Raw genomic sequence first — 17,794 nt, forward strand, 5'->3', positions numbered from 1 at the left:
GGGGAGCCGCAGGCAAGGGCAGATTGCGCCGGAGGCTGGCTGACCTCGGGGAAGCCTACTCGTCGGGTTTGGCTCGGGTCTCCCCGCCGCGGTCCTCGGAGTAGCCCATGCGCTTGAGGTCCTCGTCCGAGACGTTGCGAGACTGGAAGTTGGTGAAGTCGTCCTCGCCGCCCGAGACGGAGTCGGCGTCCATCACCACCTCCAACCCTTCGATCTCCTCGGGGTCGATGTAGGCCTCGTCCATGCTCTCGGAGCCCGCCTCGGCGCCCAGGCCGTCCAGCTCGTCCTCCCGGTCGTCGTCGACCGCGCCGTAGTCGAGCTCGTTGTCCTCCTCGCCGTCGTCCTCGTCGATGGCGTCCTCGTCGAACTCGTCCGCGTCGAGGGCGAGCGCTTCCTCGTCCGAGCGGTCGCCGACCTTCTGCATCATGTCGAGGACGTCGGGCATCTCCTCGAAGGTGCGCATGTCCTCGCCGATGCCGGCCGGGCTGTCGTCGCCCAGGGCGACCGAGCCTTCGCCGCCGACGGTCATGCTCTCGTCGAAGGCCTCCGCCTGATCCTGGGGATCGAAGTCGGAATCGCTCTCGAAGCTGGTTCCGGGCATGGGAGACTCCTTCGCATCTGCGCCGATGCTTCAGAAATCCCCGGGCGGCGTCAGTGTTCCGAAGCCGCCCAGTCGCCGAGCGCCTGACCGATGTCGGCCATCAGTTCGTCCCACGCCCCGAAGCCCTTCGGCACGAACACTCGGGCCTGCGGGTACCAAGGGTAGCGGTCCGTCCCGAGCAGGGTCCAGGCGGCCGGCGTCGAGATCAGCCACGCCGGGGCGCCGCAGGCGGCCGCAAGGTTGAAGGTGGCGTTGGAGAAGCCGAGGGTCAGGTCCAGGGCGCAGGCGAGGGCGGCGACGTCGTCCAGGTCCTGCTTCAGGTCGATGCCCGGCGGCTGCCACACCTGCACGCCCAGTTCGCGCGCGACCCAGGCCAGCTCCTCGGCGCAGTCGCCGTACTGCAGGTTCACGAAGGTGATACCCTCCTGGCGCAGGACCGGCGCCCAGGCCTCGAACGGCGAGAAGTAGCGTTGGCGGGTGGAGCGCTTGAGCGCGCTCTTCCAGAGGAGGCCGACCTTGCGGCCTGGGCCGGCGGCGGGCAGCTGCTCGCGCCAGTAGGCGACCCGCTCCGGATCGGCAGCCAGGAACCGCGGGCGGTCCTGCGGGAAGGCCTCGGGGCTGCGGCGGAACTCGCGCAGCATCGAGCCCATGGGGGCGAACAGGTCCACCGCGGGCGCGTCGGGGCCGTTGAGGAGCGGGATGTGCCGCGCCGGGCGGCCCTGCAGCGAGCCGGTGGCGTGGGCCGTGACCGTCGCTTCCGGGAAACTGCGCTGGAAAAGGCTGACCAGCCGGCGCTCCACCGCCAAGGTGGTGTGGCCGCCCGGGCCGACCCGCGCCATCACGTCCGGCATCAGGTTGGCGAACAGGACCTCGTCCCCCAGGCCCTGTTCGGCCACCACCAGCAGCCGCTTGCCCGCGATGTCCGCCCCCGGCGTCCACAGCGGCGCCTTGATCAGGAAGTGGGTGACGTCGGCATAGTGGCGGTTCAGGCGCGCCTCGTACTCGTCGAAGCCTTCCCCGACCCGGCCCAGCGCGATGAGGATCGTCGAGCGGGCCAGGCGCATCATCTGGCGCTCGTCCTCGGCGGTGACCTTCTCCATGGCCGCCTCGCAGGCCTCAAGGGCGCCGACGGGGTCGCCCAGGGCCAGCAGGCTGTTCCCATAGTTGTATTGCGCCTTGGCCAGCATCGGGTCGAGCCGCATGGCCTCGGCGAAGAACAGGTGGGCGCTCTCGAAGTCGCCCTTCTCGCCCATCACCGTCCCCATGGTGTTCCACAGCATCGCCACCTCGGGATGCAGCAGGATCGAGGGCTTCAGAACCTCGATCGCCTCGTCGAGCAGGCTCTGGTCGCGCAGGGCGCAGGCGAGGTTGTTGGCGCCCTCCGGGTGGTCGGGGTAGCGCGCCAGGAAGTGCCGGAACAGCTTCTCGGCGGTGGACGCCATGCCCATGCGGAAGGCCAGCCGGCCCAGGTCGTTGGCCACCTCCGCCTGGTCGGGCAGCAGCCTCAGCGCCGACTCATAGGCCTTGATGGAGGTGGCGAAGTCGCCGCCCCGCTCCATGGCGATCGCCAGCAGGTACCAGCCCGGGCCGCTGCGTTCGTCACGCTCCAGCGCCTTGATCGCCCACTTGCGGCCATTGACGAAGTCGTCGGCCTGCAGGGCGGTGACGGCGCGTTGCAGCATAGGCTGCACCGCCACCGCCTTGAGTTCGTGGATGGCGGCGTTGAGGCGCGCCAGGGCGTCCTTGGACCCCGCCTGGCCCAGCGCTTCGGTGACCAGGCCGGGGCGGGTGGCCGCCGCCACCTGGGCCGGCGCCTGGGCGGCTTGCAGGGCGATGGCCGACGCGGCGCTCGGCGCAGTCTGGCGCAGCATGGAGCTTCCCCCTCTAAGGACAGGGCTGAGATCGCGCTTTTATGGTTACCCAGACCTTAACCGCGGCTTTGGGCCACACCCGCTGCAAGGCCCCGTTAACCGGTCAAGCCTAACCCTGATGATGCGTTCGGGCCGGCACAAGGCGACAATGGCTCATTCGAATCGAGACGGTAGATTCGTGGACGCTGTGATCGGGAGGCGGTCTTGCCGCTAAAATTGTCGCTGAAGCCCGGGGAGAAGTTCGTCCTCAACGGCGCGGTCGTCCAGAACGGCGACCGGCGGGGCGTGCTGGTCCTTCAGAACAAGGCCTCGGTGCTGCGGGAGAAGGACATCATGCAGCAGGAAGAGGCGAACACGCCCGCCCGCCGCATCTATTTCCCGGTCATGATGATGTACCTCGATGAGCCCGGCGTGGCCCGCTACTACGACGAGTTCGTCGTGCGGCTGACCGAGTTCATGGGGGTGATCCGCAATCCCGAGGTCCTGGCCGAATGCGTCCAGATCTCGAAGTTCTGCATGGAGCGCGAGTGGTACAAGGCGCTCATGCTCTGCCGGAAGCTCATCGAGTACGAAGACGAGAGGTTGGGCAATGTCCCTTCAGGCGTACCAGCGCACGGCGGTTAGCGCCGAGAGCCCGCGCGAGACGGAATACCGTCTCTTCGCGCAGGTCACGCTCGCGCTGATGGAGGCCGCCAAGAAGGACCCGATGGACATCGGCGGGCGCATCGACGCGCTCGACTGGAACCGTCGTGTGTGGAGTTTCCTGTCCGACGACTGCTCGCATCCCGACAACAAGCTGCCCCCCGAGCTGCGCGCCGCGATCATCTCGCTGGCCATCTGGGTGGGCAAGCACACCAGCGCCGTGATCCGTCGTCAGGAGGAGATCGAGCCGCTGATCGACGTGAACCGGATCATCATGCAGGGCCTGTCGGGCGGACCCGCCGCCGGCGCCCCAGGCCCGGCCGGGGCAGGGGCGGTCGCGGCCTGATCCGCACGCCCAGGCGAAGTTTTCGAGGCCGCGGCTCGCCCGCGGCCTTTTTCATTGACGCGCGGCCGACTCGTTTCGCCACCTCTGCGTGTGCGCGGCAGGAGCTGCCGGGCGCCGGGTAGTTTCCGCCGGTATGGTTACCGAGCCTGTGGAGGGCGATCGGAAAGCCCAACGATTACAGCGACATAGAAGGTTACCAAACTGGCCCGCGGCTTGCGGATGTCTCTGCGGGCGAAAAATCGCCCGCCCGGCAAAAGCCGGTCATTACCTCCAGAATGGATGGACGAGAGATGCCGTACAATTCGGTGAATACGAACGTGGGCGCCATGGTGGCGCTCCAGAACCTCAATGCGACCAACGCGGAGCTGGCAACCACTCAGTCACGTATCAACACCGGAAAGCGGGTCGGCAGCGTGAAGGACAACGGCGCTATCTGGGCCATCGCCCAGAACCAGCGCGCGACGTCCAACTCGCTCAACGCCGTGAAGGAATCGCTCTCGCGCGGTCAATCGACCGTCGATGTGGCGATCTCTGCAGGCGAATCCGTCTCGGATCTTCTCGTTCTCATGAAGGAGAAGGCCCTGGCGGCGGCCGACACCACGCTCGACACGAACAGTCGCTCGGCGCTCAACGACGATTTCATCTCGTTGCGCGACCAGATCGCGAAGGCTGTGAAGAACGCCGAGTTTAACGGCGCCAACATGCTGAAGGGGGTGAGCCCCACGACGGTCGCGGCCCTCGCCAACGCCGACGGGAGCTCCACCATCACCGTGCTGGCACAGCCCATGGATTTGGCGACGGGCGCTCTGGCAGGCCTGGCCGTGGACGCGTCCATCAACACGCAGTCCGCAGCCTCTGCGATGATCGGCACGCTCAACACGGCCATCATCAACGTCTCGAGCGCGCTTTCCAAGCTGGGCACGGGCTCCAAGGCCCTCGCCTCGCACCTGTCGTTTATTGGCAAACTTCAGGACACGGTTGATGTGGGGATTGGGAACCTCGTCGACGCCGACCTGGCGAAGGAAAGCGCGAAACTTCAGGCGCTGCAGACAAAGCAGCAGCTCGGGGTCCAGGCGCTCTCAATCGCCAACCAGTCGTCCTCGTCGTTGCTGTCGCTCTTCGGCCGATAGTCGCAACGCCGGGCGGGCAGGCGACACCGCCGCCCGCCCGGCGGACTCTTTTTCGCGGCCTCGGCAGAAATTGCCGCGCAGGCCCGGCAGATCTTGCCCATTGCCAATTCAGAAGCGGCACTTTTTGCCGATTCGCGGCATGCCTAACAGACCCATAACTCGATAAAAATCAGCGCCTTGTGGCGGCTCGGCCAATTTTGCCGGGTTGGCCCGCCCTTTGCTGCAGATGTTGCCGGGCAAAATGCCCCCGGCAATCCGAAACGAGCGCCGGTTACCTTGAAACAAGGAACCAGTAGATGCCTTTTAACAGCGTCAATACCAACACCGGCGCGATGGTCGCGCTTCAGAACCTGAACTCGACCAACACCGACCTGCAGACCACGCAAGCCCGGATCAACACGGGCAAGCGCGTCGCCTCCGCCAAGGACAACGGCGCCATCTGGGCCATCGCCCAGAACCAGCGCGCGACGTCCAACTCGCTGAACGCCGTCAAGGAATCGCTTCAGCGCGGCCAGTCGACCGTGGATGTGGCCATTTCGGCGGGTGAGACCATTTCCGAGCTGCTCCTGCAGATGAAGGAAAAGGCGCTCGCCGCGTCGGACTCGACGCTCGACGCCAACAGCCGCACGGCGCTCAACGACGATTTCGGTTCGTTGCGCGACCAGATCACCAAGGCCGTGGAAAACGCCGTGTTCAACGGCGCCAACATGGTCCAGTCCGGCGGCGCGACCGTGGAGGCCCTGGCCAACGCGGACGCCAGCTCGGTGATCACTGTGGCGGCCCAGGACCTGTCGCTCGGGGGGATCGGTCTGACGACCGGCTCGTCGATCGGCACCCAGTCGACCGCTTCGGCGATGATCGGCACGCTCAACACCGCGATCACCAACGTGTCGAGCAAGCTGTCCAAGCTGGGCACCGGCTCCAAGTCGCTGCAGTCGCACCTGAACTTCGTCATGAAGCTCCAGGACACGCTGGACGCCGGGGTGGGTAACCTCGTCGACGCGGACCTCGCGAAGGAAAGCGCCCGCCTCCAGGCTCTGCAGACCAAGCAGCAGCTGGGCATTCAGGCCCTTTCGATCGCGAACCAGTCGTCGTCGATCCTCCTTGGCCTCTTCCGCTAAGGACCCGCTGGACGTGGAGCCTTCGGGCTCCCCGTCCTGACGTGGCGGCGGGGAGGGCGACCTCCCCGCCGCTCACGCTCAGCCCGGAGCGCCGCTAGAGGCGGCGACAGGAGACATGCAGAGCAAGGTTGCGCCCTACGCAGCCACGCCTGATCCAACCTTCGGTCGGCACGCACCGTCGCAGAACCCCGAACATGGGGCCCCCACGGAGAGCGCGACCCCGGCCCAGGACCAGGCCGACCTGCGATTGATCATCGAAGAGGACCCTGCCACCGGCGCCTATGTCTACAAGACGGTTAACCGTCGGACCGGCGAGGTCATCCTCCAGCTTCCCAGGGAAGAAGTCCTGAAGATGCGGGAGGAGGCCGACTACGTCGCCGGTGTGGTGATCCGCACCAGGGCCTGATCTTCCACGCCGCGCCTGAAGAGGCTGGCGTCTGCACCTGACAACCGCCCCGGCCCCTGCCGGCGGCGGCAAACGTGGTTAAGCGAAAGCTCGCGGACATGGTTAACCGTTAACCTTCTGGATACCATAATCCTCGAACTCTCCTCATGAACACCCAAGCGACTCGCCAAAGCGGGTCCCCGGGGGGCAGGACGACTGAGGAGAATCCGCGATGTCGATCAGCGTGCATACGAACAAGTCTGCGCTGGTCGCGCTCCAGAACCTTAACACGACCAATGACAAGCTCGGTGAGACCCAGAACAGGATCAACACCGGCCTGAAGATCGCCAACGCGCGGGACAACGCCGCCATCTGGTCGATCGCGCAGGGGCAGCGAGCCGACATCGGAGCGCTCGCCGCCGTCAAGTTGAGCCTGGATCGCGCCAACTCCATTGCGGAGGTCTCGATGACCGCCGGCGAATCGGTCTCCGACCTGCTCGTCGAGCTGAAGGAGAAGGTCGTCGCGGCGATGGACCCGTCGCTCGACAGCAACTCCCGGCTGGCGCTGGACGCCGACTTCAAGGCCATCCTTCGCCAGATCAAGCAGGTGACGGACAACGCCAGCTTCGACGGTGCGAACATGCTGAACGGGTCAATCAACCCGGACATCCAGTTCCTGGCCAACGCCGAAGCCAATTCCTACATCACGCTCACCGGCCAGGACATGACGCTCGGCAACCTGATCGTCACGATCCCGCCGAACTCCTCGCTGTCCACATCCAGCCTGGCTTCGCAAGTGCTGGGCACCCTGAACGCCTCGATCGCCAATGTGAACCAGGCGCTGGGCAACCTGGGCTCCCAGGCGAAACAGATCAGCGCCCACGCCAACTTCGTTTCCAAGCTCACGGACGTGCTGGAGACCGGGGTCGGCAACCTGGTGGATGCGGATCTCGCCAAGGAAAGCGCACGATTGCAGGCCTTGCAGGTCCAGCAGCAGCTGGGCGCCCAGGCGCTCTCCATCGCCAACCAGGCGCCGCAGATCATCCTCTCCTTGTTCAAGGGCTGAGGATCTTGGATTTTCGTTGGGGCGTAGCGAAAACCCGGGCGCCGGCCGCCCGGGTTTCTTGCCGTCCCTTAACGGCCTGGCCACCCTGTTCCTCTAGGCTGCAGGGGCGGTCGCCTGACGCCGCGCCTCGTTCCGCATGGCTATAAACCCCGTCACCGGCAGCGCACTGCTCTCGCTCTTCGGAACGACCGATTCGTCGTCTTCCGCGGGGCTGCTTGGCGCTGCCGCCGGCGTGGGGGCGGCCGCGGGGCCGACGGCCGCGCCGACCCGCAAGTACGCGCCGACAGCGCCCTGGTCGGTGATCTATTCGGACGGCGAGACGAAGGCCAAGGCGAGCGAGGCCGTCCGGCGGGCGCTGGCGGGGCGCAAGCTCGTCGAGGAGAACGCCGCCCAGCTCGACCTACCGGGGGCCAGTTCCGACTACAGGAAGCTCTTCGCCCTCTATCAGGGCCTGCAGACGCTCAACGACCTGGCCGAGTACGTGAAGGGCAAGGGGCTGACCTCGATCGAGCGGACACGCGTGCAGGGCGCCTTCGCCAAGGGGCTGGCCGAGGTCACCGGCTACATCGACCAGGCGAAGCTCGAGAACGCCCGCCTGTCCGGCGGCGAGGCGGCGCTTAACGTCAAGAGCAAGGTGACCACGCCCAAGGCGCTCACCGAATACGTCACCCAGCCGCTGACCAGCTCGACCGCCGACCCGGTGCCGGCTTTCGAAGGCGCGGTCAGTTTCTCCATCTCGGTGAAGAAGCTCAACAACACCACGCAGGACGTGGCGATCGAGCTGGGCGAGATGGGCTCGACGCCGCGCACGCTCGGCAACGTCATCAACTTCATCAACGACAAGCTGCAGTCCGCCGGCGTCGAGACGCGGATCCAGACGCAGCGGATCCCGGGTCAGGCGCGTCAGGTCACCGTGGCGGGCAAGGCGGTGAATCTGCCTCCTGGCCCCGACCAATGGGCCCTGAAGGTCAAGATGGGCACCGGGGAGACGGTCAGTTTCGCGGCGGCCGCCACGGCGCCGGCGATCTACATGGCCCAGGAGGTCGGTGACCCCGATCCCGACGGCAAGGCCGCCACCAAGGATGGCCGCGTGGAACGCCAGCTGGTCAAGTTCCAGACCGACGTCAGCACGGTCCCGCCGCCGCTGCAGGGGGAGGGCGAGACCGGCTGGGTGGACGGGCGGGTCTTCGCCGAGACCCTGGGGCCCGAGGTCAAGACGGTGCGCGCCCAGCAGGTCGGGCCCGACGGCGGTCTCTACATGCTGGCCGACGTGACGGCGGCCACAGGCGGCCAGGCGATCAAGGGCGAGCAGGACGTGGCCCTGCTCAAATACGACTCGGCCGGCAAGCTGATCTTCGCACGCACCCTCGGCGCCTCATCCTCGGCGACGGGCCTCGGGCTTGCGGTGTCCGCTGACGGCAAGGTGGCGGTGGCCGGAGCCGTGACGGGCGGCCTCAACGGCGCGGCGGAAGGCGCGCTGAACTCCGGCGCCAGCGGCAGCTATGCCGCGAACAGCGACAGCTTCGTCACCCTTTATGATCCTGAGGGCCAGGAGCTTTGGACGCAGCGCCGGGGCGCTCGCCTCGATGACGAGGCGAGCCAGGTGGCGTTCGGCGCCGACGGCACGGTCTATGTGGCGGGCCGATCGAAATCGGCGCTTCCCGGAACGACCACCATCGGCGGCTACGACGGCTACGTAGAGGCCTTCCGCGCGGACGCCGCCGGCAAGGTGCAGACCCTGTTCGCCCAGAGCTTCGGCACCGCCGGGGCTGACAGCCCGAAGGGCCTGGTGGTCGACGGCAATGCGCTGGTGGTGGCCAGCGTGGAGCAGGGCCACGCGGTCCTGCGGCGCTTCGAGGTCTCCGGCGCCACCGTAAGCGCCGGGGCGGCGCGCGACCTCGGCGACCTGCAGGGCGGCGACATCGCCGGCCTCGCCCTCGACGGTGGCCAACTGGTCGTCGCCGGAACCACCCAGAACGGCTCCCTCTCGGCCGGGTTGGTGACCCGCAATCACGCCGGCGGCTCCGACGCCTTCGCCGCCCGGCTGTCCGCAAACCTCGCTGGCGGCCCATCGGACCGGATCGCCTATTACGGCGGCGCGGGCGACGACAAGGCGACCTCCCTGGCGGTGTCGGCAGGACAGGTGTGGCTGGGCGGCTCGGTCGGTGGCGACCTGCCCGACCACGACCGGGTGGGCAAGAAGGACGGCTTTCTCGCCCGGCTCGACATCGACAGCGGCGCGGTGGCCTGGTCGCGGCGGTTCTCGGGGAAGGACGGCTATGCCGCCCCGACCTCGATCGCCCTGGACACCAAAGGAGCCAGCGTGCTCGACCGGCTGGGCCTGCCCTCGGGAACCCTGGACACCAGCGACTCCGAACGCCTTACGGCGCAGAGTTCGCTGCGGGCGGGCGAGCAGTTCACGATCCAGGTGGGGCAGGGGCGGGCAAGCTCCGTGACCATCGAGGAGAAGGACACCCTCGACACCCTGGCGCAGAAGATCCGCCGCGCCAGCGGCTTCCAGGCGAAGGTGACGATCGCCACCGCCAACGGCGTCCGTAGCCTAAAGATCGAACCCATGAACCCGCGGATCGTGCTGGAGGTGGGGGCGGGCAGCGCCGGGAAGGACGCGCTGGAGGCCCTGGGCATCGCCGAGACGATCATCCGCACGACCACCACCGAGGACGGCAAGACCCTGCCGGGAGACGGCAAGGCGCAGATCTACGGCCTCGGCCTGCCGCGGGACCTAAATCTCTCTGACGCCGACCAGATCAGCCATGCCCTCGCGGAGGTCGCCGCGGCCATGGGCGTGGTCCGCAGTGTCTACAAGGACATGCGCGACGCCGCGACGCCGAAGTCCCTCGCCGACAAGATCGCCGGGGCGCAGGGCCAGGCGCCCGCCTATCTGACAAACCAGATCGCCAACTACCAGGCGGCTCTGGATCGCCTGACCGGCGGTGGCTGAGCGCGCGCCTTGAAAGCGCCGCCGCCCCGGTCTAGGCCAGCGCCATGAGCCCCACCCCGCCGTCCGAGCCGAGACCTGCGCCCCGCCGTGCAGGGCTGATCGTGGCCGGCGCCCTCCTGGCGCTGGTGGCGGGGATGGCGATCGCCTGGGTGCTGCTTTCGTCGGGGCGTGGCGAGCGGACGCCGCCGCCGCCGGCGTCGCAGGGCGGCCTGGTGATTGAGTCCGCGGAAGGCGACGACCAGCTGAATCCGGCGCGCCCGCTACGCTGCTTCGTTGGCGGGCAGTTCGTGGGTGAATTCACCCTCGCCGAGTGCGCGCGACGCAACGGGGTCGCCACGGACGCGCTTGATGTGGGCGTTGACGAGACGGGCGCGCTCGCCGCCGCCGACCAGGCGGGCGACATGCTGACCCCGCTGCCGCCGGAGGAGGGGGAGATCGAAGCCCCCGTGGAGCCGCCGGTGAGCGCGCTGCCGGAGGCGGCCGACGACGGCGAGCCCGTCGCCGCCTGCTGGCGTTACGCCGGGGCGCGCTGGCGTCGGCTGTCGGGCGAGGTCAGCCGTCTGGCTTGCGCCCAGACGCTGTTCGCCGGCCGCTGCGAGCAAGCCGGCGGCGCCACCTACGGGCGGTGGGGGCAGCAGACCCTGCGGCTCGTCCCTGGGCGCGTCGAGGTCTCGGACGACAATCGCAGCTTCCGACCGCTGGTCGAGCAGGGGCCGGGCTGCAGCCTCTGACGGCTTGGAGGCGGGCGCAATCCACGTGTAGGGTCCAGGCCATGTCGCCCGTCCTCTCCCGCGCCCCCCTGATCCTCGCTCTCGTCGCGGTCGCCGCCGTCGCCGGCTGCGCCAAGCGGACCCGCCCGCCCGGCGACGCCGGCGTCTGCTTCCACGTGGTGCCCCAGAAGGACGGCTCGCTGAAGTACAACAAGCTGGTGAATACGCCGGACCTGGAACACTGCGCCGCCAACCTCGAGGCAATGCGCATCAAGTTCCTGCGCCTCGGCGGCAGCCAGCAGGAGATCTACGGCGCCTTCCAGTCCAACTTCCTGTTCCTGCAGAAGGAGGGGGTCTTCACCTCCACCTCGCTGGAAGGGCCGCGCTTCGTGGCTCTGGTCCGGACGGGCGATGGGCGGCTCGCGATCCCGGGCGCCATGCCGCAGGACCCGGCGCAATAAGCCTGTGGATGGCGGCGGAACGGATAGAGAACATCTGGTTGATGTCCTGTTAAGGATTCGCTAGCTTTCCCGCTTCGGCCCGCGCTTGGCGGGCCCGCAAACACGGAAGCTCAGGACATCGCATGGCGGGCAGCGTCAACAAGGTCATCCTCATCGGCAATCTCGGCGCGGACCCCGAGATTCGCAGCCTCAACTCCGGCGAGCGCGTTGCGAACCTGCGCATCGCCACCTCGGAAACCTGGCGCGACCGCTCCAGCGGCGAGCGCAAGGAAAAGACCGAGTGGCACCGGGTCGTGGTGTTCAACGAGAACATCGTGAAGGTCTGCGAGCAGTACCTGCGCAAGGGCGCCAAGGTGTACATCGAGGGCTCGATCCAGACGCGCAAGTGGAGCGACCAGTCCGGCCAGGAGAAGTACTCCACCGAGATCGTCCTGCAGAAGTTCCGCGGCGAGCTCACCATGCTTGACGGCCGTGGCGAGGGCGGCGGCGCGGGTGACCGCGACAGCGGCGGCTACGGCGGCGGATTCTCCTCGGGTCCGCGCAACCAGTCCTCCGCCCCGCGCGAGGACTTCTCGGCCGACCTGGACGACGAGATCCCGTTCTAGGGCCTGGTTCGTCCCGCAGGCATGCGAACGGCCAGCCTCCGTCGGGGAGCTGGCCGTTTTGCTGTGCGACAGGGGGCTAGAACAGCTCGATGGTCAGCCGCAGGGCGGCCACCACGACCAGATCGCGGTCACGGTCGCCGCCGGCGTTTTTGATCAGCTGCAGGTCGGGCTGGAGCGTCACGCGGGGATGGATCTTGTCGGCATAGGTGATCTCGACGCTGCTCTCCGCATGGGCCGGGTCCAGGCCGGCGTCGCGGAGGTTGGCGCGTCCCTTGGACGAGAGCAGGCCCTGTTCCAGGCCCACGGAGAAGGCGCTGTCCGGCCGCCCGGCGAACACGCGAGTGACCAGGAGCCCGGCCTGCCAGCCGCCCTTGAAGACCGTCGTGTCGCCGTCCGAAACGCCGGCCCGCAGGAAGCCCGCGACCGTGCGGCCCTGGTCGCCGCCGTCGATCAGCGGCTGCTCGGTCAGGACGTAGGCGCCCTGGGCGGTGCTGCGGTCCGGATTGCCGGCCGGCGTCAGGTCGCGGATGTCGTCCTGCTTCTCCGTGTAACGCCATAGGCCCACGGCCAGGCGGGAGCCGTCGCCCACCCCTGCTTCGCCGATGGTCAGCGCCCCCCGGTCCATGTTGGTGTCCGGGCCGTCGGGGTCGCCGATGGTGCTGGCCTTGGCGTTGACGACGGCGGTCTGCAGGTAGGCGCCGTTCGCGCCGCTGACCTTCAAACGGGCGGCCAGGGCCGTGGAGGGGAAGATCGAAGGACCGTTCGGGCCGGTCGAGGCGATCTCGGAGCCGATGCCGAACGGCGGGGCGATCAGCAGTCCGGAGGCTTCGGTCGCGTAGAACTCGCTGTTCAGATCGTACAGGCCCGCGAGCAGCGAGGCGCGGTCGCCGGCGAAGCGTTGCTCGACCCACAGCTCGTACAACCGCGCCCGCTGGCGCGAGACCTCGATGTTGTCCACGCCCTGGAGGGTGCCCGCCAGATCGTTGGGCTGTCCGCCCGAATTGTTCAGCAGGTAAAGGTGGAGGTTCGCGCCGCGCCATCCGAACGTGGCCTCCAGGTCGCCGTCAATCACCACATCAAGGTTGTCGAGGTAACGGCCGGCGCGGCTCGCGCCGCCATCCACCACGCCTGTTACGTCGGCGGTGTAGGTCGATGAAGCGGTCCAGGCGGGATCCGCCATGTCCTGGGCAAGCGCCGCACCGGCGCTCAAGGAGATGGCTACGGCGCAACCGGCGATAGAGTGCGCGCTCTTCTTCGCGTCTTTGAGCATACTGCTCTCCCGTACTTCCAACAGGAGAGATAGATGCCGGCCTTGAACAAGTAATGAATCTGCACGAACGCCGATATTACACGGCGTTGCAGGATGAAGATTAGCGAGATAACCTTATCATCAATGCATTCTTAACCCTAAGAACGGCATACCGATGTCATTCTAAGCCCGGGGGCGAGCGTGCGGACTATCAACCACAAGGTCGTTGCGGCGAGCGCTGCTGTCACCCTACTCGCGGCGAGCAGCGCCGGCGGCGGGATGTGGGTGGCCATGCGCCTCAGCGATGCGCTGCACGACGCGGAGATCTCAGGGCAGGTGCTGCGCAACCATATGCAGTCGGACATGATGCACGACGCGCTGCGCGGCGACGTGCTGTCGGCGCAATTGGCTGCGACCGGCGTCGGCGGCCTGTCGCTCGACGAGGTGCGTACGGATCTCGCCGAGCACGTGGCGAGCTTCAAGGAGGCCGTGGCGACCAACCAGAAGATCGCCGTCGACCCGGCCTCGAAGGCCGCCCTCCAGGCGCTCGAGGCGCCGCTCGCGGATTACATCGCCTCCGCCGAGGAGATGGTCCGCCTCGCCGGGGCGGATCCGCTTCAGGCCCAGGCCGCGCTGCCGCAGTTCAAGGAGCGGTTCTCCACCCTCGAAGACGCCATGGAAGCGGCCACCGGCAAGATCGAGGCGGCCGCCCATGCGTCGGCCGTCACCGGCACGACGAGCGCGGCCTTCGGCAAGGCGCTCATGGCGGCCGCCCTGGTGCTTGGCCTGGTGATCAGCGCCGCCATCGTGCTCTTCGCCCGCCGCGCCGTGGTGCGGCCCATCCAGGCGCTGACCGGCGACATGCACGAGCTTGCGGCCGGCAACACCGAGATCGAACTGGCCGCCGCCGATCGCCGCGACGAGATCGGCGACATCGCCCGCGCGGTGCGCGCCTTCCAGGCCGTCGTGCAGAGCAAGGCGGCCAGCGAGGCGGAAGCAGAGATGCGGCGGCGCGAGACCGAGGCCCAGGCCCAGGCCCGGGAGCAGGCCGAACGCGCGGCTCAGGCCGAGACCCTGGCGCGCGTCGTCTCGGCCCTGGCTGAGGGGCTCGACCGTCTGTCCGGCGGCGACCTGACCTGCCGGATCGAAGAGGCCTTTCCCGCCGACTACGAACGCCTGCGCGGCGACTTCAACGGCGCGGTGGACCGGCTGCAGGCCACCATGCGCGAGATCGTGGTCAACGCCGGCGAGCTGCTGCGCGGCGCGGCCGAGATCAGCCAGGCGGCGGACAACCTGTCACGGCGCACCGAGCAACAGGCGGCCAGCCTCGAAGAGACCGCCGCGGCCATGGAGCAGATCACCGCGACGGTGCAGAAGACCGCCGGCGGCGCGCGCGAGACCCAGGAACTGGTGGGCGCCTCCACCCGCGACGCCGAGGCCTCCGGCGAGGTGGTCCGCAATGCAGTGCGCGCCATGAGCGCCATCGAGCAGTCGGCCGGGCAGATCACTCAGATCATCGGCGTGATCGACGAGATCGCCTTCCAGACCAACCTGCTGGCCCTGAACGCCGGGGTGGAAGCGGCCCGGGCCGGCGACGCTGGCAAGGGCTTCGCCGTGGTCGCCATGGAGGTGCGGGCGCTTGCCCAGCGCTCGGCCGAGGCGGCGCGCGAGATCAAGGGCCTGATCAGCGCGTCCAGCGAGCAGGTGGCCGAAGGTGTCGGGCTCGTGGGGGACGCCGGCCAGGCGCTGGAGCGGATCACCGGCCACGTGCTGCAGATCAACACCCTGATCGCCGAGATCGCCGCCTCGGCGGCGGAACAGTCCACCGGCCTCGCGGAGGTGAACACCGCGGTCGCCTCGATGGACCAGATGACCCAGCAGAACGCGGCGATGGTGGAGCAGTCCTCCGCCGCCTCGGAAAGCCTCCGCACGGAGGCCGAGCGGCTGGCCGCCCTGATCGCCCGCTTCCGGACCGAGCCCGCGTCCGACGCGCCGCAGCGCGCCGCGGCCTAAGCTATTTGGCGTCGCCCGCCGCGGGGGCAGGGCAGGTGTCGGCGATCCGGCGACCCGAAGTGCGGGCATGCACCGGCACGGTGATCCCGCCCAGCTTGGCCTTCACGCGAGCGTCCAGCCGCAGGGTGTCGCGGGTATAGACGCCCTCTCCGGTGATCGGCACCGGCTCGCTGTTCTTGGTCTTGCAGCTGCCCGCCAGCCGGATCTTGCCGCCGGCGATCTCCCGCGTCGGGTAGGTGCAGGTGTAGTGCCGGTTCGGCGAGCCGCCGATGAACTTCTCCACGTCCTCCTCACGGATGCACCGCTTCTCGGTCTTCTTGGTGGGCAGCGGCGAGAGGATCTGGCTCGTCGTCTCCCAGTAGCCGGGGGCGATCGGCGTCTGGGCGGCCGCGGGCAGGGCGAGCGCGCCGGCGAGGAGGGCAGGGGCGAAGCGTTTCATCCGGGCTTCCGTTCAGTTGCGGCGCGAGGCTGGCGCCTCTTGCCTGAACTGCCGATGACCGTCGAGGTCTGCGCTACCCTGGCTGCAGCGCCGCCTGGTTGGCCGCTCGCACCTGGGCGCCCGCCTCGTCGTAGAGGAACGGCAGGAAGGCGTAGCGGCGGCCGCGGGTGACGGGGGTCGCCTCGTGCAGGAGGCTGCAGCAGAACACGACCGCCCCGCCGGTCGGCGGCCGGTAGGTCCGCGGCCCGAACTCGGGAAACCGCAGGTCGCCGCCCTCGAAGTCTTCCGCGTTGAGGTTGATCGAGGCGGCGAACCGGCGGTGCGCAGTGCCCAGCGTGTCGTTGTCGCGGTGCGGGCGGAAGTAGCCGCCCTGATCGGCGTCGTAGCAGGCGAGCAGGTAGCGCTCGAACCGTGTCGCCTCGAAGCCGTAGGCCTTGCGGATTTCCGGGACCAGCCGTCTGCTGATCCGGCGCATCACCTGGCGTTGGAGCTCCTCCTCCTCGATCCACACGTCGTCGCGCTTCTTCATCGGGTCGAGGACGCCGACCGTGCGGCCGTCCACGTCGCGCATGACCCCGGAGGGGGAGCCGCCGCGGGCCTCGTAGTGGGCGATGAGCTGCTGGCAGAACTCGGGCTCGAAGACGCGCGGGACCACCAGCACCGGGGCGAAGAGGTCGACACCCGCGTAGTCGCCGACCGGGGGAAGCGCGGCGATCTCGGCGAACACGCTCTCGGTCTCGGAAAGCGGGGCGAGCCGCATCACCCGCATGGCGGGATCCAGCAACACCCAAAGACCCTGTTCGCCGCCATAGAGCCGCGTGACCGCCCCGTCGCCGTCCAGGAACCAGCGCAGGCCCGGCGGCTGGTCCTTGGCGCGCGCGATCAGGTCGGGATCGCGGATCACCAGGAAGGCGGCCAGGTGGCGGTCGTCCAGGCGCGCGCGGTGGGCAGTCAAGGCCTGCGTGATCGCCGGCTGCGTCGCGGCCTCGGCGGGGAGGAAACCCAGGAGGATGTATCTGCCGCCGACGGTGCCGAAGGCGAAGCTCGGCTTGCTCGCGGTCGGGCATTTGAACCAGGGCGCGAGCTCACCCACGGTCAGGCCGGGCGGAAGGCGGGCGATCAAGCGGCGGGCTCCGTCTGCTCGCTGCGGGCGCGGTAGGCGGCCAGCACCTCGCCGCCGGCCTCGTCGTAGAAGAACGGCAGGAAGGCGTATCGCTGGCCCCGCGTCACCCGGGTGGCTTCGTGCAGCAGGCTGCAGGAGAACACCACGGCGCCGCCCACCGGCGGCCGGTAGGTGGCGGGACCGTACTCGGGGAACCGCAGGTCTCCCCCTTCGAAATCGTCGTTCAGGTTGATGGAACAGGCGAACGCGCGGTGCGCGGTGCCGAAGGTGGTGTTGTCGCGGTGGGGGTGGAACACCCCCTGATCAGCCGCGTCGTAGCAGCTGACCACGTAGCGCTCGATCCGGGTGGGCCGTACCCCCAGGGCGCGTTCGATCATCGGAAAGAGCCGGCGCTCGAGCCGTTCCCGCAGGGCCGCCTGGACCTCCGCGTCCTCCACATAGACGTCTCGCCGGCGCTTCAGCTCGTCCATCACCAGCACCGTCCGCTGGCCCTGGTCGCGCATCACCCCGGTGAACGCGCCGCCCCCGCCATGCAGGGCGACCAGCTCGCGGCAGACCTCCGGCTCGAACACCCGCGGCGCGACCAGCACCGGCGCGCGGACCGGCACGCCCGCATGGTCGCCCGGCGGGCGCAGGCCGGGAAGGCCCTGCAGCAGCGTGTCCAGCCGCGAGAGGGAGCCGGCGGCCATCACCCGCAGCGTCGGATCGAGCAGCAGCCAGTGCGGTCGCTCCGCGCCGTTCGGCTCGAGGGCGCCGTAGAGGCGGCAGACGTCACCTTGCGCGTCGAGGAACCAGCGCAGGCCGCGAAGGTCCCGGGCGCTCGCCAGCGTCTCCTCGTCTCGCGCCACCACGAACGCGGACACCCGCGTGTCGTCGAACAGCCGGCGTGCGGCGGCCAGGCGGGTGAGCGCCTGGCGGCGGCCCTCCACGTCCAGCGGCAGGAACAGCAGCACCACGTAGCGCCCGGCCGCCGTGTCGAACACGAACTCCGGTTGAGACGGCGTCGGCGCCTTGAACCAGGGCGCGGGATCTCCGGGCGACAGCGGCATGGGGGCGAACCTACTGGCTCG

The 17,794-nt window shown here is 68.7% G+C and carries 17 protein-coding genes; 11 read left to right on the plus strand and 6 right to left on the minus strand.

The annotated features are described in order from the left end of the window. Positions 1-55 precede the first annotated feature (55 nt). Together VIL67_RS14690 and VIL67_RS14695 are read right to left on the minus strand one after the other, a co-directional pair. On the minus strand, positions 56-601 hold the full coding sequence (locus VIL67_RS14690; protein WP_332049655.1) for a hypothetical protein: 546 nt from the start codon (positions 599-601) through the stop codon (positions 56-58). 50 nt (positions 602-651) lie between these two features. After that, positions 652-2,472, minus strand: coding sequence for a tetratricopeptide repeat protein (locus tag VIL67_RS14695; RefSeq protein ID WP_332049656.1), 1,821 nt, complete (start codon positions 2,470-2,472; stop codon positions 652-654). Between the two features lie 204 nt (positions 2,473-2,676). Here VIL67_RS14695 and flbT point away from each other — a divergent pair, with 204 nt between their 5' ends. From flbT to VIL67_RS14745, 10 genes are all read left to right on the plus strand, one after another. Then, entirely contained in the window at positions 2,677-3,096 is a 420-nt protein-coding gene (gene flbT, locus VIL67_RS14700) for a flagellar biosynthesis repressor FlbT (protein WP_332049657.1), read from the plus strand. Then, positions 3,062-3,460 (plus strand): flagellar biosynthesis regulator FlaF, encoded by a 399-nt coding sequence (flaF, locus tag VIL67_RS14705; RefSeq protein WP_332049658.1) that lies wholly within the window; start codon positions 3,062-3,064, stop codon positions 3,458-3,460. Before flbT ends, flaF begins: the two co-directional genes overlap by 35 nt. A 290-nt stretch (positions 3,461-3,750) precedes the next feature. Continuing rightward, entirely contained in the window at positions 3,751-4,590 is an 840-nt protein-coding gene (locus VIL67_RS14710; RefSeq protein WP_332049659.1) for a flagellin, read from the plus strand. A 296-nt stretch (positions 4,591-4,886) separates the two neighbouring features. Further along, the gene (locus VIL67_RS14715; RefSeq protein ID WP_332049660.1) at positions 4,887-5,711 is read left to right on the plus strand and encodes a flagellin; all 825 of its coding nucleotides are present in this window, start codon (positions 4,887-4,889) and stop codon (positions 5,709-5,711) included. 115 nt (positions 5,712-5,826) lie between these two features. Continuing rightward, positions 5,827-6,117: a flagellar protein FlaG gene (locus VIL67_RS14720; protein ID WP_332049661.1), complete on the plus strand. Its 291-nt coding sequence runs from the start codon at positions 5,827-5,829 to the stop codon at positions 6,115-6,117. 211 nt (positions 6,118-6,328) lie between these two features. Next, positions 6,329-7,162: a flagellin N-terminal helical domain-containing protein gene (locus VIL67_RS14725; RefSeq protein WP_332049662.1), complete on the plus strand. Its 834-nt coding sequence runs from the start codon at positions 6,329-6,331 to the stop codon at positions 7,160-7,162. A 232-nt stretch (positions 7,163-7,394) separates the two neighbouring features. Further along, on the plus strand, positions 7,395-10,124 hold the full coding sequence (locus VIL67_RS14730; protein ID WP_332049663.1) for an NHL repeat-containing protein: 2,730 nt from the start codon (positions 7,395-7,397) through the stop codon (positions 10,122-10,124). 44 nt (positions 10,125-10,168) lie between these two features. Then, complete coding sequence (locus tag VIL67_RS14735) at positions 10,169-10,855, plus strand: hypothetical protein (RefSeq protein ID WP_332049664.1); 687 nt, start codon at positions 10,169-10,171, stop codon at positions 10,853-10,855. Between the two features lie 41 nt (positions 10,856-10,896). Continuing rightward, a complete protein-coding gene (locus VIL67_RS14740) occupies positions 10,897-11,295 on the plus strand; it encodes a hypothetical protein (RefSeq protein ID WP_332049665.1) in 399 nt (132 codons plus the stop codon). A 122-nt stretch (positions 11,296-11,417) separates the two neighbouring features. Then, positions 11,418-11,900, plus strand: a complete 483-nt coding sequence (locus VIL67_RS14745; protein WP_332049666.1) for a single-stranded DNA-binding protein — start codon at positions 11,418-11,420, stop codon at positions 11,898-11,900. A gap of 76 nt (positions 11,901-11,976) precedes the next feature. On the opposite strand, the gene VIL67_RS14750 is transcribed toward VIL67_RS14745, so the two are convergent. Further along, positions 11,977-13,170, minus strand: a complete 1,194-nt coding sequence (locus VIL67_RS14750; RefSeq protein WP_332049667.1) for a carbohydrate porin — start codon at positions 13,168-13,170, stop codon at positions 11,977-11,979. Positions 13,171-13,440: 270 nt separating this feature from the next. On the opposite strand from VIL67_RS14750, the gene VIL67_RS14755 reads away from it, so the two are divergent. Further along, positions 13,441-15,162, plus strand: coding sequence for a methyl-accepting chemotaxis protein (locus VIL67_RS14755; RefSeq protein ID WP_332049668.1), 1,722 nt, complete (start codon positions 13,441-13,443; stop codon positions 15,160-15,162). Between the two features lies 1 nt (position 15,163). Here the strand turns inward: VIL67_RS14755 and VIL67_RS14760 are convergent, their stop codons facing one another. The 3 genes from VIL67_RS14760 to VIL67_RS14770 form a co-directional block, all read right to left on the minus strand. Next, the gene (locus tag VIL67_RS14760; RefSeq protein ID WP_332049669.1) at positions 15,164-15,601 is read right to left on the minus strand and encodes a DUF3617 domain-containing protein; all 438 of its coding nucleotides are present in this window, start codon (positions 15,599-15,601) and stop codon (positions 15,164-15,166) included. Positions 15,602-15,674: 73 nt separating this feature from the next. Beyond that, positions 15,675-16,724: a 2OG-Fe(II) oxygenase gene (locus VIL67_RS14765; protein ID WP_332049670.1), complete on the minus strand. Its 1,050-nt coding sequence runs from the start codon at positions 16,722-16,724 to the stop codon at positions 15,675-15,677. Then, positions 16,721-17,773 carry a 2OG-Fe(II) oxygenase gene (locus VIL67_RS14770; protein ID WP_332049671.1) on the minus strand — a complete coding sequence of 351 codons (1,053 nt, stop codon included), beginning with the start codon at positions 17,771-17,773 and terminating at the stop codon, positions 16,721-16,723. The genes VIL67_RS14765 and VIL67_RS14770 overlap by 4 nt, the downstream gene beginning before the upstream one ends. Between the last annotated feature and the right edge of the window lie 21 nt (positions 17,774-17,794).

It is taken from the genome of Phenylobacterium sp. (genome assembly GCF_036563385.1).
In the GTDB taxonomy this organism is placed as follows: Bacteria; Pseudomonadota; Alphaproteobacteria; order Caulobacterales; family Caulobacteraceae; genus Phenylobacterium.